Source organism: Desulfovulcanus ferrireducens, from assembly GCF_018704065.1.
Taxonomy (GTDB): domain Bacteria; phylum Desulfobacterota; class Desulfovibrionia; order Desulfovibrionales; family Desulfonatronovibrionaceae; genus Desulfovulcanus; species Desulfovulcanus ferrireducens.
In genome coordinates this window covers 1-22,671 of sequence record NZ_JAGUQP010000007.1, presented here as the reverse complement: position 1 = coordinate 22,671, position 22,671 = coordinate 1, and the positions used below count along the sequence as shown (strand labels likewise).

15 protein-coding genes and 1 pseudogene are annotated in these 22,671 nt (G+C 37.6%); 2 read left to right on the top strand and 14 right to left on the bottom strand.

Annotated features, from left to right (window positions below):
- Positions 1-319: 319 nt before the first annotated feature.
- Both KFV02_RS03775 and KFV02_RS03770 read left to right on the top strand, forming a co-directional pair.
- Positions 320-1,315 carry a TAXI family TRAP transporter solute-binding subunit gene (locus KFV02_RS03775; RefSeq protein WP_252380203.1) on the top strand — a complete coding sequence of 332 codons (996 nt, stop codon included), beginning with the start codon at positions 320-322 and terminating at the stop codon, positions 1,313-1,315.
- 182 nt (positions 1,316-1,497) lie between these two features.
- Complete coding sequence (locus tag KFV02_RS03770; RefSeq protein ID WP_252380202.1) at positions 1,498-3,537, top strand: TRAP transporter permease; 2,040 nt, start codon at positions 1,498-1,500, stop codon at positions 3,535-3,537.
- 266 nt (positions 3,538-3,803) lie between these two features.
- On the opposite strand, the gene KFV02_RS03765 is transcribed toward KFV02_RS03770, so the two are convergent.
- The 14 genes and pseudogenes from KFV02_RS03765 to KFV02_RS11550 form a co-directional block, all read right to left on the bottom strand.
- A complete protein-coding gene (locus tag KFV02_RS03765; RefSeq protein WP_252380201.1) occupies positions 3,804-5,717 on the bottom strand; it encodes a polysaccharide biosynthesis protein in 1,914 nt (637 codons plus the stop codon).
- Positions 5,717-7,885 carry an STT3 domain-containing protein gene (locus KFV02_RS03760; protein WP_252380200.1) on the bottom strand — a complete coding sequence of 723 codons (2,169 nt, stop codon included), beginning with the start codon at positions 7,883-7,885 and terminating at the stop codon, positions 5,717-5,719. The genes KFV02_RS03765 and KFV02_RS03760 overlap by 1 nt, the downstream gene beginning before the upstream one ends.
- A 46-nt stretch (positions 7,886-7,931) precedes the next feature.
- A complete protein-coding gene (locus tag KFV02_RS03755) occupies positions 7,932-8,939 on the bottom strand; it encodes an MraY family glycosyltransferase (RefSeq protein ID WP_252380199.1) in 1,008 nt (335 codons plus the stop codon).
- Positions 8,940-8,948: 9 nt separating this feature from the next.
- Positions 8,949-9,902 (bottom strand): NAD-dependent epimerase/dehydratase family protein, encoded by a 954-nt coding sequence (locus KFV02_RS03750; protein WP_252380198.1) that lies wholly within the window; start codon positions 9,900-9,902, stop codon positions 8,949-8,951.
- Positions 9,903-9,909: 7 nt separating this feature from the next.
- Entirely contained in the window at positions 9,910-11,121 is a 1,212-nt protein-coding gene (locus tag KFV02_RS03745; RefSeq protein WP_252380197.1) for a glycosyltransferase family 4 protein, read from the bottom strand.
- On the bottom strand, positions 11,061-13,019 hold the full coding sequence (gene asnB / locus KFV02_RS03740; protein ID WP_252380196.1) for an asparagine synthase (glutamine-hydrolyzing): 1,959 nt from the start codon (positions 13,017-13,019) through the stop codon (positions 11,061-11,063). Before asnB ends, KFV02_RS03745 begins: the two co-directional genes overlap by 61 nt.
- 61 nt (positions 13,020-13,080) lie before the next feature.
- Positions 13,081-14,154 (bottom strand): glycosyltransferase family 4 protein, encoded by a 1,074-nt coding sequence (locus KFV02_RS03735; RefSeq protein ID WP_353617285.1) that lies wholly within the window; start codon positions 14,152-14,154, stop codon positions 13,081-13,083.
- A 91-nt stretch (positions 14,155-14,245) separates the two neighbouring features.
- On the bottom strand, positions 14,246-15,364 hold the full coding sequence (locus KFV02_RS03730) for a glycosyltransferase (RefSeq protein ID WP_252380194.1): 1,119 nt from the start codon (positions 15,362-15,364) through the stop codon (positions 14,246-14,248).
- The gene (locus tag KFV02_RS03725) at positions 15,361-16,146 is read right to left on the bottom strand and encodes a hypothetical protein (RefSeq protein ID WP_252380193.1); all 786 of its coding nucleotides are present in this window, start codon (positions 16,144-16,146) and stop codon (positions 15,361-15,363) included. The genes KFV02_RS03730 and KFV02_RS03725 overlap by 4 nt, the downstream gene beginning before the upstream one ends.
- Positions 16,143-16,952 carry a hypothetical protein gene (locus KFV02_RS03720; RefSeq protein ID WP_252380192.1) on the bottom strand — a complete coding sequence of 270 codons (810 nt, stop codon included), beginning with the start codon at positions 16,950-16,952 and terminating at the stop codon, positions 16,143-16,145. Before KFV02_RS03720 ends, KFV02_RS03725 begins: the two co-directional genes overlap by 4 nt.
- 14 nt (positions 16,953-16,966) lie before the next feature.
- Entirely contained in the window at positions 16,967-18,022 is a 1,056-nt protein-coding gene (locus KFV02_RS03715; protein WP_252380191.1) for a glycosyltransferase family 4 protein, read from the bottom strand.
- Positions 18,022-19,608, bottom strand: a complete 1,587-nt coding sequence (locus KFV02_RS03710) for a glycosyltransferase (protein WP_252380190.1) — start codon at positions 19,606-19,608, stop codon at positions 18,022-18,024. The genes KFV02_RS03715 and KFV02_RS03710 overlap by 1 nt, the downstream gene beginning before the upstream one ends.
- Positions 19,605-21,293 carry an ABC transporter ATP-binding protein/permease gene (locus tag KFV02_RS03705; protein WP_252380189.1) on the bottom strand — a complete coding sequence of 563 codons (1,689 nt, stop codon included), beginning with the start codon at positions 21,291-21,293 and terminating at the stop codon, positions 19,605-19,607. The genes KFV02_RS03710 and KFV02_RS03705 overlap by 4 nt, the downstream gene beginning before the upstream one ends.
- Before the next feature lie 253 nt (positions 21,294-21,546).
- Positions 21,547-21,846 (bottom strand): annotated as a pseudogene (locus KFV02_RS11550) (ISKra4 family transposase); the annotation flags it as partial.
- Positions 21,847-22,671 lie beyond the last annotated feature (825 nt).

The window sequence follows — 22,671 nt, the reverse complement described above, 5'->3', positions numbered from 1 at the left end:
GCTAACCTAAACAATTTTTCAATTTTGAAAAAAATCCCACCTACTGTTGTGACACTTTTGTAAAAACAACTTATCTACAGTTTTTATCAAGCCTCGATTGTTACAACAGTCACAAGCAAAAGTTTTAAAGTCACAAATGGCCTCTATTTTGCTTTTAAAAAACCGGCTCTTTTTATGTCGCTCATACAAAAAACTAAATTTGCTCGATTTCCAAAAAATCTGACAAAAACCAAAACAGTTTGAGATTTAAAGCACCTCAAAAAACTCATCGTGGGTTTAAGGTCTAAAATATAAAAAAACAAATTAAAAGGAGGAATGTATGAAAAAAACCCTTAACCTTATCCTTGCGCTGTTGCTTGTTTTGTCCTTCGCACCTGTAGTGCATAGTAAAACAACATTTGTTACCATTGGAACCGGAGGGGTCACAGGAGTTTATTATCCTACAGGTGGTGCCATCAGCAGGATGATCAACAAAAAAGTTAAGCAATATGGAATTAAGGCTACTGTAGAGTCTACAGCTGGCTCTGTTTACAACATTAACGCTGTCCTCAGTGGCGATTTGGAGTTTGGTATTTGTCAGTCTGACAGACAATACCAGGCCTGGAATGGGCTTGCTGAGTGGAAGAATAAAGGACCTCAGAAAAATCTTCGTTCTGTTTTCTCAATCCATCCCGAAGCTATTACTCTAATTGCATCAGTTAACAGCAAAATTAACTCTGTGGCTGATCTGAAAGGCAAAAGAGTAAACATTGGAAATCCAGGCTCAGGTCAATTGCAAAACTCTAAAGACGTCTTGGCCGCCTTTGGACTGGATGAAAACAGCATCTCCGCTGAATACGCCAAGGCTGTAGAGGCCCCAAGACTGCTCCAGGATGAAAAAATTGATGCATTCTTCTATACTGTAGGCCATCCTAATGGAAATATTAAAGAAGCTACAGCCGGTAGAATCAAAGTAAAGTTGATACCAATTGTTGGTGCCGGCGTTGATTCATTACTTGCTAAATATCCATATTATGCAAAATCAATTATACCAATTAGCTTTTATCCAAATGTAGCAAACAAAGAAGATGTAAAAACCATAGGCGTTAAAGCTACTTTTGTGACAAGAGAAGATATGGACGAAGACGTTGTCTATGCTATTGTCAAAGAAGTCTTTGACAACTTTGAAGAATTTAAGAAATTGCATCCAGCCTATACAGTTTTGACCAAAGAAGATATGTTGCAGGGCTTAAGTGCACCTGTGCATAAAGGCGCATTAAAGTACTATAAAGAAACTGGCCTTATCAAGTATATAAACAAAGACTTGATCAAGTAAAAAAATCACCAAACTTTTATGTTAGCGATAATCCTGCAAATCTGTATTTGCGGGATTATCGCTATTTTATTACTGGGAGTTATTAAAATCATTTATTCTTACTCAACATACTAAAAAAATTCTAAATTCAACATACAAAACCAACATTCCATGCAAAGGATTGCATGGTCATCGGAGTGGGCATGGGGAAAAATGAATTAAGGAAAGATCAGGAAATACTTAAGGAAGAAACAGGCGAATTAAGAGAATTCCGTCCGCATGAAAGTTTTATCTTCGGAACCATCGCCATAGCCTGGGCAATTTTTCAATTAGCTATTGCCAGTTTTGTTATTCTTGACAGTACTACTATTCGTTCTATTCACCTTGCCTTTGCCATGTCTCTAGTTTTTTTGACTATTCCCTTTTTTAAGAAACCTAGAAAATTTTGTCGCTACTTATCTGTAACCGACCGTATTCCTTTAATTGATTATCTTTTTGCCATTGTAGGTGCAATTTCGGCTCTGTACATCATGCTTGATTGGCAAGGAATAGCCATGAGGGCCGGATGTCCCAATACTCGTGATATAATATTTGGTATTTTAACTATTGTTCTTCTTCTGGAAGCAACCAGGCGCTCAATAGGACCAGCATTAACCATCATCGCTCTAGCATTTACTCTCTACGCCTTTTTGGGTCCCTACATGCCAGATGTTCTGGCTTTTAAAGGTGTCTCCTTAACTAAATATTTAAGTCAAATCTCTCTCTCCACAGAGGGGATATACGGCATTCCCCTTGGTGTTTCAGCTTCAATAGTCTATCTTTTTGTCCTTTTAGGAGCTATGCTGGAAAAGGCCGGTGCAGGTCGCTTTTTTATTGATATAGCCATATCTCTATTGGGACGTTACAAAGGTGGGCCTGCCAAAGCAGCAATAGTATCCAGCGCCTTAACCGGAATGGTCTCAGGCTCAAGTATTGCCAACATTGTCACCACGGGGAACTTCACAATCCCTCTAATGAAAAAGGCTGGGTATCCAGCTAAAAAGGCAGCTGCTACAGAAGTCGCAGCCAGTACTGATGGACAGCTTATGCCTCCAATCATGGGCGCAGCAGCATTTATTATCTCAGAATATGTTAATGTTCCTTATATCGAAGTTGTTAAGGCGGCAGCAATACCTGCCTTTGTTTCTTATTTTGCTCTGTTTTTTGTCACCCATCTGGAAGCTAGCAAATTAGGCATTCGGGGCTTAAGCAAAGAAGAACTGCCTGATTTTAAGCAGACCCTTAAAAAGGGACTGCATTACTTAATCCCCATTGCCATGCTTATCTACGAACTCGTGGTTTTAAGACACAGCCCGGAATTATCAGCTTTTAGGTCAATTATGCTGCTTATCGTATTGATGTTTGTCCAAGAAATAGTCAGAGCAAGGAAAACGAATAATGGCAATGGCATTGGGCAAGGATTAAAAAATGCGTTCAGACTGATTGGAGACGCGTTTATAGCCGGCTCCCGAAACATGATCTCCGTGGCCCTGGCCACAGCATCTGCCGGGATTATTGTCGGTATCGTAAATATGGGCATTGGCAGCATGGTCACACAGATTGTTGAAGTCCTGTCCCATGGGAACATTTTTCTCCTCTTGTTAATAACAGCCATCGCAAGCCTCTTATTGGGTATGGGGCTGCCAACTACAGCTACATACATAGTCATGGCATCTCTTACCGCGCCAATAATCGTGCAGATAGGAGGTATACAGGGTTTTATAGTCCCATTAATGGCTGCTCACTTGTTTTGCTTTTACTTTGGAATACTTGCCGATGACACACCTCCTGTTGGACTAGCTTCTTATGCTGCAGCAGCTATTGCCGACTCGGAGCCTATTCCAACGGGCCTACAAGGATTTTTATACGATTTAAGAACAGCCATTATCCCATTTATGTTTATTTTCAATCCGGACCTCATACTACATAACCTGAACAACTGGCCATTGGCGATTTTAATCTTTGTTATGGCTGTCTTTGCTTCTTTTGCATTTACTAGTATATTGCAGGGTTGGCTTTTAACCAAAAATAAATGGTACGACATTCCATTTTTGGCTATTGCTACCCTGGTCCTTTTTCATCCGGCACTAGTGAATACCCTTTTTAACTTGCCCCTGAACTCTAAATATTACATGTATATCATTGGCATGCTCAGCTTTGGTATTGTTATCCTGATGCAAAAATCCAGACTGAAGAACAGTTAAACATCACACCAGCAACCCCGGCAAAAACAAAGTCTTTTGCCGGGGTACCTCACCAAATACCGAACTTTAACTTTTTAAAAAGGTATTGCAAAAAAGATAAGACCTTAGAGGCTGAGTGCAAGAAGCAGAAGCATGTGAAAGACTTACGAGAAAATCTGTGAATACCTATAAAAACCTTGAACGAAAACTCAACAATCGGAACGGCGAACAGAAAATAATTTCATACTTTTATCCTCGGCCCCCACTAGCCTTGTGCCTTTTCTTTACTAAACAACCGTTTCTATATCCTTTGGCTCATATTCTGGCACTATTTCCTTAAGCTTTATTTTAATTGCATGACCATCAAATTTACGGGCGAGTAAATATAGTTCCTCAATTTGTTTGACTAGCCTTTCAGTGGACTGAAGACTATTCGTGCTGCCATCTATCTCAGGCTTTAAAACCATTATTTTCTCATGCCAGGTGGAGACAATGCCTTCACCTTCGGTGATGAGTTCCTCATAAAGTTTTTCTCCGGGCCGCAATCCCGTAAAGACAATTTCAATATCCTCATCAGGCTCTTTGCCGCAAAGGCGAATAAGGTCTCTGGCCATGTCAGCGATTTTAACTGGTGTACCCATCTCCAGAATAAATATCTCGCCGCCTTCGCCCATTGAGCCAGCCTGCAGGATTAGCTGGGCTGCCTCAGGTATTGTCATAAAATACCTGGTCATTTCGGGGTGCGTAACAGTTACCGGACCTCCCTTTTCTATTTGGCGCCGAAATAAGGGGATTACCGAACCAGACGACCCCACAACATTTCCAAAACGAACAGCCATAAATCTGGTACTGGCACCATTAAAGGTAGGCATTAAAAGCTCTGTTACCCGCTTACTTGCCCCCATTACATTCGTTGGCCGGACAGCCTTATCTGTAGACACCAGGACAAAACGCTCGGCCTTATGTCTTACTGCTACCTCCATGATAGTTTGAGTTCCTAAAATGTTGTTATATACTGCCTGCCAGGGGCTTATCTCAAGCATTGGCACGTGTTTATAAGCTGCAGCGTGAAATACTACCTGGGGTGAGTACTTGCCAAAAACCTGCTCCATGAGTTTCTTATCCTGAACCTGAGCCAAAACTGTTTGGTATTTAGTGAAACCTATAACATGCTCTAATTCCATCTGGATAGAATATAGATTGGCTTCACCTGAATCGACCAAAACAAGCAACTTAGGATCAAATCGGACAATTTGCCGACAGAGCTCAGAACCGATAGAACCACCCGCACCTGTAACTAAAACAACCTTGTCTTTAAGATAACCTTCTATTTCCTGACAATCCAGTTTAACTTGCGGCCGCCCCAATAGATCTTCATAACTAACATCCCGTAAAGCCTTAATACTAACTTTACCATCGATAATATCCTTTAGCCCAGGTAAAGTCTTGAATTTAATCTTAGCCTTATCACACAACCTGATAATTCTCCGCATCTGTTTACCGGTTGCAGAAGGGATGGCAATAAGGACCTCCTGGACCAGGTATTTCTGGATAAGCTGAGGCAAATCTTCAACTTTCCCTAATACTGGTAGCCCATGTACCAAACGGCCAACTTTTCTATAATCGTCATCAACAAAGCCTATTAAATGATATAGACTATGCCCATGCTCTAAAATTTCCCTGGCTACCTTCTCGCCGGCATCTCCGGCTCCGACAATAATCACTGGTTTGCCTTGCTTTTCACTCCCAAACGGGAAAAAAATTGCCCTTGTCCAGCTTAAAGAACCGGTTTGAGAACTATAAAAAAGCCTAATAGAGAGGCGCATTCCTCCTGAAAGAAAAAAGGCAATCAACCCGTCTAAAAGAAAAACAGACCTAGGATACCCATAAAAGTGATATAAGTAAGCTATAATAGCAATTATTGTAAGCTGAGAGAAAAGAATCGCCTGCAAAAGACGCCAAAAATCACTTACACTGGTATATCGCCACATTCCTCGATAGAGACCAAATAAAAAGAAAAAAAACAACTTTACACCACAAGTCATAGGCAGAATCTTGAACAACTGAGCAGAAAATTCTTGAGAAATGGAAAAATCAAAGCGAAACAAATAGGCTAAAATAAGAGAAAGGCAAAATAAGAGAACATCTGCAAAGAGCATAAGATAAAATTTAGGATTGGCTAGCTGAGTTCTAGGAATCATTATTTCACCATGTATGCTCTAGACCAAGGATAGTGATCGATCACCAACTCAAAGTATGGCTTAAATTGACCAGGGTCCGAAATTAGCATTTGCACCATCATAGACTTATATATAGTTTTATCCATTAGATATAATTCTTTTGAAAATTGATTCATAAGTGCATATAAGTTCTTTGTATTACTCCACTCGAAATGTCTTGTTCCTCCTTGATCAATAACGTCCAAGGCCCTGATTTTTATCAGCCGTTGACCAAACTTAATTACCCCATTTCTTAAATCAAAATTTACAACTCCAATTAAGCGCCTAATCTTCCCAGGAACAGTTTTTCCAGTAAGCAGATTCCAATTACCAAAATAACTAATCCAGTAAGCAAGACGTAAATTTTCCCAGGAAACGATAAAATATTGTTCAGGCAAACCAGAAGGCCAACTCTTCTCTTCTTGGGCCAAACTAAAAATAAAACTCTCTGCTTTTTGAGGACCCAAATCTTTTAAAAATTTAATGGGATCGCCCTGATACAATACAGCCTTTATGCCATCAGTGGAGACTAATTTCTTATCTTGACTGTCCAAAGTTGTAGCCACCAGCTTAATAACCTGATTGGCTTGAAGAGGGGAACTTGTTATATGCACTTTAGCCAGAGGATAAAGCCAGGGTCCACTCTGCCTGCCACCATCCCCAAAAGTTTCCCGTTCTGCATAATATTGCCCTGCATAACCATAATCCCACCATTGCCAGAGTTGTGCCTTGTAGTCGGCCTTACCCTTTAACTCTAAAAAGGTCTGGGCATAAATTGCCGGCAAAACTGGTGCAGCTCTTAGGTTCTTCATTATGGAAAAAGAAGGCCAGCTGACAAGTAAGGCCAGAGCAAGATGGATCAAAATACGTCGAAATAAGGGTTGTTTAAAATGCAATAAAAGTGAATTCAAACCAAAGCCCAGGCCAAGCCCGATAACTACGCCTCCATACATGGTAAATCTATTACCCAGCTTAACACTGGCTATAGCCAAGCCTAAAAGAGGCAAAAAAATTAACATTAGCGGCCTTTTCCAGGCGAGATATACTAGACCTGCCAACCCTCCAGCAAACAGAATCCAGTTGCCTGAAATGCGAGAAATGAGCTGTGTCCAATTGACGTTCTGTGCTTCGCGGACACTTTGGACAACAGATGGCAAATGCAAAGAGGTGGAATTAAGCATTTCTGATGGAAATACTTTAGTATACTTTAAAAAACTATAAAAGACACTACCAATTTGAGCAAGGATATTGGTATGGGTGAATAACAACCCTGAACCTATAATAAACAAGACTACAAGAACTCTTTTTTGCTTTAAGAAATCAGACTTCCATACTACGGCCAAGAGAAAACATAAAGTCACTAAAAAAGTAACCCAGCCACCATAAGCAACAAGATACAATATTAAAAAGCCAAGAAGGATATGCAACCTGAGTTGTAGGTATCCCAGCACTAAGGATAAAATTAAAGCCATACCCAGTAAACTGAGTGCAATTGAACTTCCCGAACTATAAAACCATAAATATATCTTTATCAAAAGTCCAATTAGAACAGCAACAAAAAAAAACTTAAACAACCCCTTTTCGTCGCTCTCGCGGTCTTTGAACTTCCAGGTACTCCGACACATTTCAGAAAGCCAGACAACCAGACCAGATCCAACAGTCAGGGGGAAAAACAAGGTGAGCACATCTGTGTCCAAGAACCCCAATCTTGTCCTCAATAAGAAACCTATACCCGTACCGGCCATAATTGCAGGGGCTAAAGTTGCCTCGCTTTGTCCAAAGGCCAAACCTAACAAGACAATAGGCACGACCACCAAAGGAGCTAATAATGCTGGTAGCCAAAAACCTACATTACCCGGACTTATTCCTGTACAATGTGATATAGAGGCAACAAGTTCTGCCAATGGCGCACCAGCATATCTATTTATTCCTTTAGCTCCAGCCAGCCAGGCATAAGCATCATGGGTAGCCATAAGCTTTTCGCCGCCAACTTGGAAATAAGGCGTCTGCCAAGCCGGATATTCTACAAGTCTTAGAGAGACACAGAGTGCATAGGTAATTAGCAAAGAAAAAATAAAAATATAAATATTATTGATGAAATTGGCTGGTTGTTCATCTGAGTATCGTCCTTGCAATTGTAGCCTTTTCATAAAATTACTACCTTTTTATTAGAAGTTCTGGGGTGCATCCTATTCTTTATCTCGTCAAAAATAAACATTTAACCTTATTGTTCACCAGGCCAAACAAAATAAAAAATAAAAAAAGTAATGATAAGATACCAACTAAACTACTTTCACGCATTATCCAGATGACGATGCCACAAAATAACTGACAAAAACCGTATCCTAGAGATATCTTCCAATGAGGTATACCAGCTTCATTGGCCAAAATTTGGTATAAATGTCTGCGATGCGGTTTTGTAAGTTTCTCACCGTCTTTTATCCTTTCGTACATGGTAAAGAGCTCATCAGCATAAAAAAGAAATAAAAAACTCATGCCAACAAAAAAATCATGGACATCTTTCGATATGACCACCAGCAAAGTTGCAAAAACAAAACCTAGCAAAATACTGCCAACATCTCCCATAAAAACTTTTGCTTTAGGTATGTTCCAAGGAAGAAAACCGGCACAAGCACAGGCAATACCCCATGAGAGCTGCACAAAATGCCTGTCAGCACCAATAAAATAAGCATATCCACCAAGCAAACCAAAGGCTACAACTCCAGTGATACCTGCAATGCCATTGATCCCATCCATAAAATTATAAAAATTGGCCGTTCCGACAACAAAGACCGCCAAAAAAGCAAAAACAAGCAAAGTGGGGATATTGAAAAATGTTGTAGCCAACTGATGCAAAAAGGCTTGGGCAGAGGATAAAAAAAAGCTGACAAGAACTATTAAGGCTGCTGCAAATTGGAAAACAAGGCGGATTAGCGGCGATATTTCACACTTATCACCAACCAGGCTTAGGAAGGAGAGCAAAATCGCCGGCCCCCATAAAAATATCGGGATATTCAAAGAAAGCGATAAAAAAAGAAAAGCCCCTGCTATGCCAATCCCCCCACCTTTAGGCGTAGGAACCAGGTGAGAACTTCTCTCAGTGGGTCTATCACAAAGTCCAAATTTGAAGCCCAGGCGAGATACACAAAATGCCCCCAGGCTGCCCATTAAAAAAGACATGAACAGGGATATAAATAACGACATCGTTACAACTCACGCATATATTATTTCCGGCATAGCAGACTGCAAATCCCATCTAGGCTTAAAGCCAAGCTCTTTTTTTATCTTGGCCGAACTATACCACGCAGAACCAAAAAGTTTATCCAGAGTTTGTGAGTCAAAAATAAATCTTCTGCCTCTGAGGCCACCAAGTAAATCACCGGCCTTTGCACCAAACTGCCAAACAAACCAGGGCACAGCGAAAACAGGTTCTCCTTTTCCCAAAATCTGTCTTATCCAAAGATATATTTGCCTTGTGCTATAAACATTACCATCCGTTACAAGGTAAAGCTGTGACCGGGCCTCTGGCTTCTCAGCAGCCAGTATCGCAGCCTGTACTACATCCTCCACATGGACCATGGAGCGTTTATTCTCTATCTCAGGCAAGGGAGGAAAAATCCCCTTTTTTATGAATTTAATCATTTGTGACAAATTTCCTTTTGCTCGTGGTCCGTAAACCATGCTCAAGCGCAAGACAACCGGATGAGGCACATATCCACCATGAAGAACAAAATTTTCTGCAACCAACTTTGTTCTTCCGTACGATGTTTGCGGATGACATGACGAAGTTTCATCCAGACATTGCAGTCCGCCCTCACCCATGGCCTTGACGCTACTAAAAAAAATAAATCGGCTGACGCCTGCTTTTCTTGCTGCTTCAAGTAAACTTCTGGTCCCCTGCACATTTATCTTCTCATATTCCTTTTCCTCTCCCTTGCGCTCGAAAAATGCATGGGCCTTGCCAGCTAAATGAAATATCGTATCAACACCAGTCAAGCTTTTGGCAGGAATTGAATCTTTACCAATATCTGCCACAAGATTTTCATCCCATGGGCCTGTAACCTGATCACGAGTCAAAGCTAGAATGTGTTTGCCACAGGCACGCAATCTCTGACAAAGATGCTGGCCAATATATCCTGCCGCTCCAGTGACTAAAACCTTGGACATTCTTTCCTTATATTAAGATACTTTTTTCTAATATCCTCTGATAAAGATTTATTGTCTGCTCAACTACAATTTGTTCGGAGAATTCTTTCTCAACTATTCTTCTCCCCTTTTCTCCCATTTTGTGCCTAAGCGCTCTGTCTTCAAGAAGCTTGGCCAAGGCATCCGCCAACGCACTGGCATCCCTTACAGGAACCAGAAAACCATTTTCGCCATCTCGAACTACCTCACGGCAACCAGGGGTATCAGTAGTCACAAGAGGACGCCCACTCGCTGCTCCCTCAAGAAGAGATTTTGGCAACCCCTCTCTATAAGAGGGTAACACACCTATATGCGCTTGCCTCCAGATATGGCTCACGTCCTCCTGGTACCCCAGATATTTTACCAAACCACTGTCGTGCCAATCCAATAGCTGTTTTTCTAAAATGGATGCTGGATTTTCGGGATCAGGAGAGCCCACCAGCCATACCTCAAATTTATAGCCCTTATCCTTTAAAATTTTGGCTGCTTCCACCACCTCACCAACCCCCTTATCCCAAAGCATCCTGGAGACCATGACAATGACAGGCACACCATTCCGTGGTTCAGGAACAGGTTGAAATTTCGCAGTGTCTACTCCAGATCCAGGTATGAGGATAATTCTATCTCTAGAACAAATATCACGGCTCAAAAAAAGTTCTCTGTCGTCTGGATTTTGTACAATCAGCCAAGTATTTTTACGCTGTAAAAGAAAACGAAATAAAAAAAGCAAAAAAGGACGAACCAGTCTAGCCTTTATACGCTGGGAAGCAAAAACAAATCCCATGCCAGCCAGCGCATTGATTACACCTGGAATGCCTGCAAATATCGCTGCAATAGTACCATAAATTACTGGTTTTAGCGCAACATGGTGGACAATGTCTGGTTTCTCTTGCCTATATATTTTTAATATCTCATAGAATGAAAACAATTCTCGGGCAGGATGAATAGATTTTCTTTTCCAGGAAAGGGATATTGGTCGAAAACCTTCCTCACGAATAAGATTGGCATGTTTCTGCAACCTGGTAGCTACAACAACGTCCTTGCCCATATCTCGGGCAGCTCTGGCGATGGGCAAACGATGCGACCAAAAATACCAATCTTCTGTAACCAAAAATAAAATTTTTGTCTTTTTTGCCAATACTACCCCCAGCGCTCCAACCAGGCCTGAAACATCAGGATATCCCAAAGATAATACTGCCAATTACGTTTTCCTGACAGATGTTCATGCCACTTCTGGCGAATTGGTGCTGGATTAAAAAAGCCTTCCTGCTTCAGCCGCGCCTCATTTAACAAGCTTTCCGCCCAATCACGCAGTGGCCCACGCAACCAATCAGCTAGTGGCACCCCAAATCCCATTTTGGGACGCTCAACCAACTCTTTAGGCAAATATTTATATAATACGCGTCTTAATATCCACTTCCCCTGGCCGTTTTTGACCTTCAAGGAAAGAGGCACCCGCCACGCAAATTCTACAACCCGATGATCCAAAAAAGGCACTCGAGCTTCAAGACTCACCCCCATGCTGGCCCGGTCAACCTTGACCAGTATATCGTCAGGCAAATAACTGACCAAGTCCAAAAACATCATTCGCAGAGTAAAATCAGGTAAGTTCGCCCAACGTTTTGAATCAGTCAGTACTGTTAACGGTTCAACAGCGCCAGAAACTATTGTGGCTGGTTTCTTCCAATGAGAGACCAGCCCGCGATACATGGCCTCGGGATTCTCCACCGCCAAAATCTCGGCCAGTTTATGGAGCTTATCTCCTGGGAAACGTTGTCCAACTTTCCCAGGAAGTATAGGTTCAAGTTTCATAAACAAATTGTCCCAGGCCTGAGGCGATAAGAGGGTCAAGCCTCCAGACAATAAATTTCTTAATCCACCGGGAACCCATCCAATCTTTTGCCAGATACTTCGTCCCCAGAAATAACGATTATACCCACCAAAGAGTTCATCTCCTCCATCGCCTGAAAGACTTACTGTCACATGCTGCCGGGTAAGCTCAGAAACCAGATAAGTTGGTATCTGGGAAGAATCAGCAAAAGGTTCATCATAGAGAGTGGGTAACTTTGGAATTACTGCCATTGCCTGGTTCGGCGTAACATAAAGCTCAGTATGGTCTGTCTTAAGGTAATCAGCTACAGCCTTTGCCTGAACAGCCTCATTAAATCCTTCCTCTTCAAAACCAATAGTAAAAGTCTTAACAGGCTTATGTGACTGGGTCTGCATTAAAGCGACAACTGTTGAGGAATCAATTCCACCGGATAAAAAAGCGCCCAGAGGTACATCGGCAATCATGCGCAAACCAATGGCGTCTTTAAGCAATAAATCCAACTGCTCGACCAGGTCCTCTTCACTTAATGCAAATTGTTTGCGAACTCCTTCTTCCGTAACTTCTTTGGCCGACCAGTATACATCAGGCTCTGGCAATGAACCGGGAATACTATCAAATGAGATAGTAAGGATAGTGCCAGGCTGGAGTTTAAAAACACCCTCATAGATAGAATAAGGAGTAGGTATGTAATTATGGCGTAAAAAAAGAGACAACGCATTTCGGTTTATCTCAGCCGACCAGCCGGGATATGCTCGTAGTGCCTTAAGCTCTGATGCAAATAAAAATGTCTTCCCTGCCCAACCATAATAAAGAGGCTTGATGCCTAAACGGTCACGCACTAGATACAGACAACGCTTTTGTCTATCCCAGAGGGCAAAGGCAAACATGCCAATAAATTTTTTTATTGCCCGTTCTACTCCTAAAACCTCAAAAGCAGCCAGCATGACTTCAGTATCTGAGTTCCCGCGCCATTCAATATTCCTTCCTGCCAATTCCTGCCGTAACTGCTGAAAATTATATATCTCCCCATTAAAAACAATTATGTATCTGCCTCCAGGAGAAAGCATGGGCTGGTTCCCGGAAGGCAAAAGATCAATAATAGCCAGGCGACGATGGCCTAATGCCACGCTCCTTTGTTCATCGACCCAGACTCCACCAGCGTCAGGGCCACGATGAGTTAAGGTATCGGCCATCCTACGAACCGTAGATTCCAAAGAAAATCTGTTCTGCGAACATGCAAAGTCGATAAAGCCTGCTATTCCACACATAACTGGGTCCTGATCTCTATTAAAAATATTTGAATAGATGATTTGTTAAGGAGGAAGATTATCAATTTACTAAAAAATACAATTGCTCATACTGCTTCACTATCTTCTTCAGACTATAATGCTCTTCTATCCTTTTTCTGGCCTTTAATCCCAACTTATTTCTATCTTCTTCCGGCATCGATAGGAGAGCTAACATCCCCTTAGCCAAAGCCTGAGAATCCTTTGGCGGTACAACGATACCTGTATCGCCAACTATCCTGGAGCAGTCTCCCACATCTGTGACAACACAAGGAAGGCCGCAGGCCATGGCTTCTCCAATCACATTAGGAAAGCCTTCACCAAAAGAAGAAGAAGAATAGACATCCAGGCCTGATAACAAACGGGGAATATCCTCTCTGAGCCCAAGCAAATAAACATTTTTATCAAGCGCAAACTTATGAACTAGATCCATTAGTTGCTTATTTTTGTCATCAACATCCTGCCCACAGAGAATAAATTGCACATCTGGCATCTCTTTTCTAACCAATCCCGCCGCCCGCAAAAAATTACTATGATCTTTCATCACATCATAACGGGCCACCATTCCTACACATAAGTCATTTGCTGAAATTCCAAGTTCCTGTCGAATTTTTTCCCTGTCCGCATCATCTGGTTTAAACGTTCCCAGTTCGAAACCGTTAGGGATCACTAGAAATCTCTTTGGGCTATACCCGAGGTTAAAATGATAGTCTTTAGCTGTAAAGGAATTAGTTATTACTGCTTCAGGGAATGAGGAAAAAAGAGCGTTGATTTTTACTACCCAAGCAGTTGATTTTCTGTACTGAGCAAAATCCATATTCGAACAGCGGATGTTCCATATAACTCTGCCTTTACAGGCAATTTTTGCCGCAATTAACCCCAATAAATCAGCATGATAAAGCCAGGTTTGGATTATATCTGGCCGCCAGGAACGAATTAAAGAGATTGTTTTTATAAAGGCTAAAAGAGAGGGAATGCCGCGGGTTAAATTCAGCGTGTCAACTTGGATACCTAAGCGCTGAATTTTTTCTCCTATTGAACCAATTGGCAAAAGAGAAATTACGCGGCAAGAAAATTTTTTTCTATCCAGGCGGGAAAGAAGTTTATAAAGCATCACTTCAGCTCCGCCTGTATTAAGGTCAGTAATTATATGGAGAATTTTCAATTTTGTCTGATAATACTTCAAAATCGTTATTTTTAAATAAAATTTACATTGATTCTATAACATGAAATAGTGCTCGTTCCGTTTTCATAACCATTCTTTCAATTGAAAACTTTTCTTTTATTCTTTTCCTTGCTTTCTTGCCAAGAGATATAACATTCTTTTTGCTTATCATCTCTTTTATTCCACAATATAAACTGTTTACATTATTAGGCTCAACAACTATTCCTGTAGCACCAACCATTTTCTTTGAATCTCCAACATCAGTCACAACACATGGCACCTCACAACTCATCGCTTCTGCAATCGAATTACTGAAACCTTCACCAAAACTAGAAGATGAGACAGCAATATCTAATCCACTATAGACTACCTCGACATCTCCTCTTTGACCAAGCCATTGAAAGCGCACACCGTTATGAGCTCCAAGAATCTCTTCACACCTTTTTTTAATCGTTCTATCTCCGTCGCCTACTGCAAAGGCTTTCACCTGATCATATCGATCTAAAATTTTTTTCATCGCTTTAGCGAAGACCGTATATCCTTTCATATAGTCGATCCTTGCCACAATTCCTATGGCAATCTGGTCACCTCTAACACCGTACATGTCACGAAATTTTAATCTTGCATTGTGATCTCTTTTAAATCTCTCTATATCGATACCGTTATGGATCACCATGGCACGTGACATATCAAAACCTTGCGTCCGATGAAACTCTATTGATGCCGATGAATTGGCGATAATTCTATCGACACGACATGACAGTCTCTTTTGTAACCAAAAGAGTATCTGAGGAACCTTACCGTACTGTTTCAAGTCCATATTGGATGCTCGAAATCCCCAAATAATCTTCGACTTTTTAGGTTTGCACCACAGGGAAAAGAGGTTCATCTCTCCAAGAAAAGAATAAGTCACATCCGGTTGAATTTCTTTTAAAAGCTGACGATATTTTTTGAAAAATGTCACAAAATCATAACGCCCTTTTTTCCCGAGGTTGTAATAGGTAATCAGTGGAATACTTTTAACTATTTCTTCTTGCGCACCCCCATACATCGTACACACTGTTACATCAAACCTGGTTTTATCGATATGTTTAACCAGTTCGATAAATTGACGCTCTGCACCACCAATATCAAGAGAACGGATGGCAAGAGCAACTTTCATAATGGCTCTTTCCCAATAAGTTTTCTAATAAAATTGATATATCGAGAAGGCAATAAATTTCTTATACTTTTTTTCAAGCAAGAATCTTGCATATTTTTCAACTCTTCTTCGCTTAAAAACTCTCTTGTTGAATTTAAAATCAAACCCTCTTTTTTTAAAATATCTTTTAAATAGGGATAGAACTTCCCTTTTTCAACGAAATGTGTATATTTAATAAAGTTATAATTAGTAACAAAAAATTTATCGCGATTCTCCATGGACTCTTTGGTCTTTCCAGCTTTAAGTTCAAACTCCCATGGAGAAAAGTCATAAGATAAAAGTTGCATTAAAAAATCTTTTTTCCAAATTGCCATTTGTAAAGATGTGACATAAGGAACTTTTGACTCTACATCGATTTTTGAAAAATCGTTATCTACTCTCTTCTCCCCTTTTGGATTTGGAACAAGTCTTAAATAAACTCCATTGTTAGACTTTATAAAATCAAATGCTTTCTCTATTTTTTTGGTATTAACCTCTTCCAAAATTATAAAATCATCAAGCATTAAAATAAAATACTCTTCATCTATAGCTCTTAAATAGCTCATCAAACTTTTAGAGAATGACACATCTTCTCCATTGTTGATATATCTCCAACTATTTGGGACAAACTCTTTTCTATCTTCTCCATTCGCTCCAAGGTATATTTCAACATCTCCTTTCCAATACTTCATTAAAAAATAGTTTGTTATATACCAAATATCATTTGCTTTTGAGTGACTTGAAATTAGTATATGTGTTTTCATTTCTTATAATTAAATTTAGAAATTAGATTATTAGAATACACCAACGTATTATTTAATTTTCTAACAAACGGCATTAGAGTAAATGCCAAACAAACAGAATAGCTATTAAACCACCTGTAATCATAAAAAATCTTACTTTTTCTTGATGAATCTTTACTCATTTTATTGCCCCAAACCAGATGACTTGTAGATTTATACGGTTCCAACATATCTTTTTCAAACTCTATGTTCAAATAGTTACTTATTTTCACTAAAATTTCTTCAGGAAATAGAGCAAACTCTTCATAACCTATTTTTAAATGTGTATATGAGATTTTGCTAAATTTCCTATTTCTAAAATACCATCCCAAAAATCTTTTAAAAACACTTCCACCATGTTTTTTTATTACAGATATTGACCAGTTTCTAATATCTTTAGTTATAAGTATTGGGTAGACTTCATTTTTTTGGATTACTTTAATTATTTGATTAAAGTAATCCAGTTTCATTGATGAATCAACCATTATCTTATCTGGATTTTTTTTCTTAAAAAAATTATAATGTATTAAATATTTTTCAGCAAATGATTTATCTAAATTGTTAATTAAAATTTCATAAAAGTCCTTCCAGTAACTACACTCTTGCATAATAGTGCCACAATAACAACTCATTTTTGAATAAAAATTTTCTAAACTCTGTTTAGTTTTAATATTATCTAAAAGATAAGATAATTCTCCCATATCAACAATTGCTGAATGGACACCTAAAGATAAGCCTAATACAGTCGTTCCACAGTATCCTGTACCTAAAATATATACAATTGCCAATGTAGACTCTCCTTTTACAAAACTAATCTTATCACTTCTTCCCACGCACCAATAATTTTTTTAATATGGTAAGTCTCTCTTACTTTAAGTGCCTCTTGTGATAGTTTTTCTCTTAATACCTGATCATCAATAAGTTTTTTGATAGCTCCTGCAAGAGCTTGACTATTTTGATTTTCAATCAAAAGACCATTAACACCATCTTGAATAATCTCATTAGGACCATAGGGACAATCAAAGCTCACTACAGCACAACCAAAAGCCATCGCTTCTATTAAAACATTTCCAAACCCCTCTTTTCTTGAAGAAAGAACAAAAATTGAAGCTTTTGCATACCATTCAAAAATATCTTCTCTTATACCTAATAATATTACTCTATTTTCTAACTTTAAACTTTTTATTAAACTTTGTAAATTTTCTCTTTCCTTTCCCTCACCAGCAATATATAGTTTCCAATCTGTATCTATTTTTGAATAAACTTCGATTAAAGTATCAAACCCCTTTTGTTTATCTAATCGTCCTACAGCTAAAATAAATGGTTCTTTTTTAGAATCTATTTTAAAAGATATACTTGGTAAAGGATTACCAATAACACATACTTTTTTTAAAAAATCATAATTTTTTTTATCAGCAAAAGTTTTTACTATTAAAAAATCTGAAAATTTATAAACTATTTTTCTTATAAAAAATAAAAACTTATTATTATAATAATAATATTCTATATCCTCAGAAGCAATAATTTTTTGCTGATTTAATTTTGAAGCAATAATTGATAAAATATTTGTATGAGTCATAAAAGATATATTCACATCTGCATTAACTTGTTTAAGAGTTTTTTTTAATATTAAGATTCTTTTTACAGTGTTATATAATGACTCAAATTTATTTCTTGAAATTTTTAATAAATCTAACTGTATTAGTTTAATTTTTTTATCAATTTTATAAAATGGTTTTTCACTTGACAGTGTTATTATTGTAACTGTATATTTATTAGATAAGTAGTTTGCAATTAGTGTTAAAACCCTCTCTGCGCCTCCACTTCCTAGTGATGAAATAATAAATACTATCTTCATTATAAATTACTACCTTTTTTAAAAACATATACCAATACCCAACCATCTTTCCTTCCCTTCATTATAACCTGAAAAGGCAACATAAATAAACTTATTAAAACCCTCTTAATATTATAAAGCCAAATAATTGGAAGTTTTCCACCTTCCCAAGTATCTATTAACTCAAATTTTTTTTCTTTCAATATTCTCTTCATTTCAATGTCACTTATAGGATTAATATGACCAGGCTCTTCCCAACTATCATAAGAAAATCCCCAAAGCTCACCAGTTAATAGAAACCAAAACCTACCCCACCATGAAGCAATATTTGGAGTTGATACTATTGCAATAGTATTATTCTGGCAAAGTCTACCAATATATTCCAAATATTCATAAGGTGACTTTACATGTTCAATTACTTCTATACCTAATACAATATCAAAATTATAATGTTTATTTAAAAAATTTTCTACTTCATCTTTACAATTAAAATCAATTTGAAAAAATTTGCAATTAGCTTTAAAATTATTAGCATCCATATCTACGGCTATAACTTCATGGCCTAAGTCTGTAAGTCTTTGAGATAAAGCACCCTCCCCACAACCCCAGTCTAATATTTTTAATTTTTTATTACAACTAATTTTATTTATATAATCTACTAACTGTTCATGCAAACAAGTATCTGTTTTCATTCTAATATTTTTATAATAATGAGGTTCTTTTTTATCAATTCCTAATAAAGGTGATACTTTTTTACAATCCATTTTTATCATTTGTAGAATATGTAATTTCCATGAAAAATATATTGATTTAATAATATGCTTTAAATAGATTTTTGGATATTGCCAAGCAATCTTCCAATATTTTGTTACAAACCATTTTGATTCAAACAAAAATCCTTCTGGATATTTCAATCTAACATTATCACTGATATTGTCAGACTCATTTCTATAATATATTCTCAATACTTTATTGATGAAAAATGAGTAAGGTTGAATCTCAAAAATAATACGATTCCAAAAAAAACTTTCAGGAATAAATTTAAGATGCTTTGCTTCATCAGGTATTTGAAACGCTTTTTTTAGATTTTCGGTTTTAAGTACTGCCCACGTTTCACCTAAGCCAATATCTCTCCATCCAAAAACTGCCTTAATGGATGGAATCAACCGATGTGTAACTGGATAATCACACCCAATGCGATGACCATGCTGGTCTTGACACAAAACTCCAATCCCGCCACACTTAGCTTTTTCATCATCATTAAACCCATGCCAAATATCATAAAATGTTTCAAAAGTTTCTGGTAAAAACTTATCATCACTATCAGCTATTAAAGTAAGCTCTCCCCTTGCTTTTTCAATTCCATTCATCAAAGCATGAGGTTTTCCTCTATTTTCCTGATAAATATAAATAATAGGCCAATCAACCTCTTTTTGCCATTTTTCTACTAACTCCTTTGTATTATCACTGCTTCCATCATCCACGATAATCCATTCAAAAATATATTTATCATCTATCTTCTTTAAAGTTTGATACTTTATACTCTCATGTACCCTATGTAATTTATCAGCTCTATTATATGTAGGAGTAATTACAGAAAAAATCATATTATTCTACCTTCTTCTAGCCTTACAATCCTATCACACCCATCAAGTGTTGAAACTCTATGAGCAATGATTATCATTGTTTTATCTTTTCCAAGCTCATACAGCTCTTCCATAATCTCTTGTTCTGTATTATGATCTAAAGCACTTGTAGCTTCATCCAGAACTAAAATTTCAGGATTATTATAAATTGCCCTTGCAATAGCAACTCGCTGCTTCTGACCACCACTGAGCTTTACACCATTTTCTCCAACATCTGTATAAATACCTTTGTGATGACTCTCTAAGAAATCTAATAGTCTGGCTTTTTTTAAGGCCTCTTTTACTTTGTTTCTATCTACTTTACTTCCAAGAGCAACATTTTCAGCAATTGTTCCGTCAAATAAATATATCGATTGTGGAATATATCCTATTTTTTTTCTCCAGGATTTAAGATTTTTTTCACTTAATTCAACAGCATCTATTAAAAGTTTACCATCCTTTGGTTTATAAAGCCCAATAATAATATCAACTAATGTTGATTTTCCGCTACCACTTTCCCCTACTATTCCAATCTTTTCACCTTTTTTAATAGCTAAATTTATATTTTTTAATATCTTTTTACCTTCTACATATGCAAAACTAATATTTCTAAGCTCAATTTCTTCTTTAAATTCAATCTCTTCCTCTCCCAAACTTTCAACCTCATAAATCAATTCATTATGCACAATTTCTAAACTTTTAGAATAAAACAAAACTTCATTATACGATGCTATAATTCTATTTATACTCGGAAGAAGCCTGTAAAGGCCAAGAACAAAAGCCATAAGTATTGGTATAGCCGCTTTTATATCTGTTTGGTATTTTATAATCAAATAAATTACAATAATAGCAAGAATTGAAAATCCTAAAGCTTCTAAAAATAATCTTGGAACATGTGAAAGTGTGCGATTTTTTATATTTGCCAATATATAAACACTGCCTGCTTTTTTAAATTCATTTATTAAAAACTCTTCATTTCCCTTTAACTTGATCATTTTAAAATTACCAAAAGATGAATTTAATATCTCATAAAATTTTCTTTGAGCTTGTTCTCGAAGTTCTCCTGCTGTTTTTATTTTTTTAGAAACTGTCAGTTTTAAAATGACAATATTAACACCCAAAAATATAGTCAAAAGAATTGTCATTTTCCAATTTATATATAATAAAAATGAATAAATAAAAATCATTACAAAAATTTCACTCATTACAAATAAAACTTTTATAGTTAAATTTACAAGATTATTAGCTTCGTTGATAATGACTTTAATTAGATGGGAAGAGTTCTTTTCTATAAAATCTCGATATGAATAGCCCATATAATTTCCAAACAATCTATATGCAAAAACATAGTACCTACCTTCAGCAAATCTTGCAAGCATATAAAAATATAAACAATTCACTATTGCCCTGAAAATATAAAAAAATACTAAAAAAACACCAAAATATACTACAAATTCTAATTCACTGCTAAACCCTAAAAAGCAATAAATCTTGTTCAAGATTTTATTACTTGCTATTTTAGAAAAATCATTAGCAATTGACATAAAAGGCATTATCACTCCAACACCTATTGTTTCAATGAGTGATATAAATATGGAAAAAGAAAGTAAAAAAAATAAAAAAACTTTATCTCGTTTAGAAAGTAAAGATTTTAATTTTTTAATCATAGTCTCTCATCAACAATACAGCAAAATAGCTTGTTGCTTGTCATAGTTGTCAAGTCTCGCTTCGTTATAAACCGATTTAACAAAATGACGAGGGTGTGTTTCTTGCCATTTTTTTAAGGCCCGAGCAGGAGTCAGATAACCTATCGAGCTTTGAGGTATGTGTTTTGTATAAATGTAAATAGCGCAAAAGTGTTACTTGGTATACAATCTTGCGAAACGCAACATTTAACGGGCGCATTCGATAGCTGCACCGTTATTTAACTAGCTTCAATCTTGGCCCAAATTCTGCTTTGTTTTCTTTTTGCTTTTGCTCATACTTCGCAAAATTCTCATCATATTTGTTGTTATACTGTGCGCACCTCAACTTAAGAATATTATTGGCATTTTCAACTTTCCACCAGGCGCCCGAGCGTTTCAACCGTGTATGGCATATAAATTTATTGGCGCTTTCAATAGCTCCACTTCCCAGAGGATAATCGCCTCTTTTCGCCTTGCCATAATCTAATCGATTCCTGTTCTTTGACAAATAGCGTATCAGGTTGTCCCTCTCTTTTTTTAACTCGTGACTACATTTCATTCGCTTAAGACCGCTAATAACGTGCTGTACTTTGTTATGGAAAAGGCGGATTTTGGTTTGCTCCACCCACTCTTTAGCCGCTACCTCATCCCGGTATTTTAAGGAGGCAAACCTGTGCAAATGTTCTGTGCAGTGGTAATAATCGAGAATCTGGCGGCAATCAGGGAAAAATTCTACTACAGTGTCCCATATCCACTCTGCTCCATCTGCTATGCAACACATTCTGATTTTGTCCATGGGAAATAGGTCTTCTTCCTTAAGATTAACCAGAAACTCCCGAAATTGTTCTTTGTTTGCAATTTGATGCCAGCTGATCAGGTGAACGATTTTTTTGTTATCGAGCAGATAAATGCGTATTCCTTTAACTTCCTTCCAGACATTAGGTTTGCCTTTTCCGGTGCGTATTGGAACCATGGCACCATCTACAGCGAAAACCAGGATAGGACGACGCCGTCTCCCTTTGGTCGCACCTTCAACAATCTCTTTTATTTCTTCTCTGGTCGGAATTATTTCTGTCAATCTGACATCATCAGCATACTCATTTGTTAATTCATAAACAGTGTCTTGAGAAATTTCATAGCCATATATTTCAGCAATTCTTTGCGAAGTTTCCTCAAAAGTTTGGTTGGCAGCCAGTTTAGATAGAACAAGCTGAAAATCATACTGATACTTACCTTTGCGCAGATTAAGGGCCGTATCATAAGGCCAGTAATAGACTTTACATCACTAGTGTCCGGTTAAAAATATTTCAATAAAGGCAATAAGTTAGGCGATTTGTTTCGTTGTTCATTTTGTTCATGT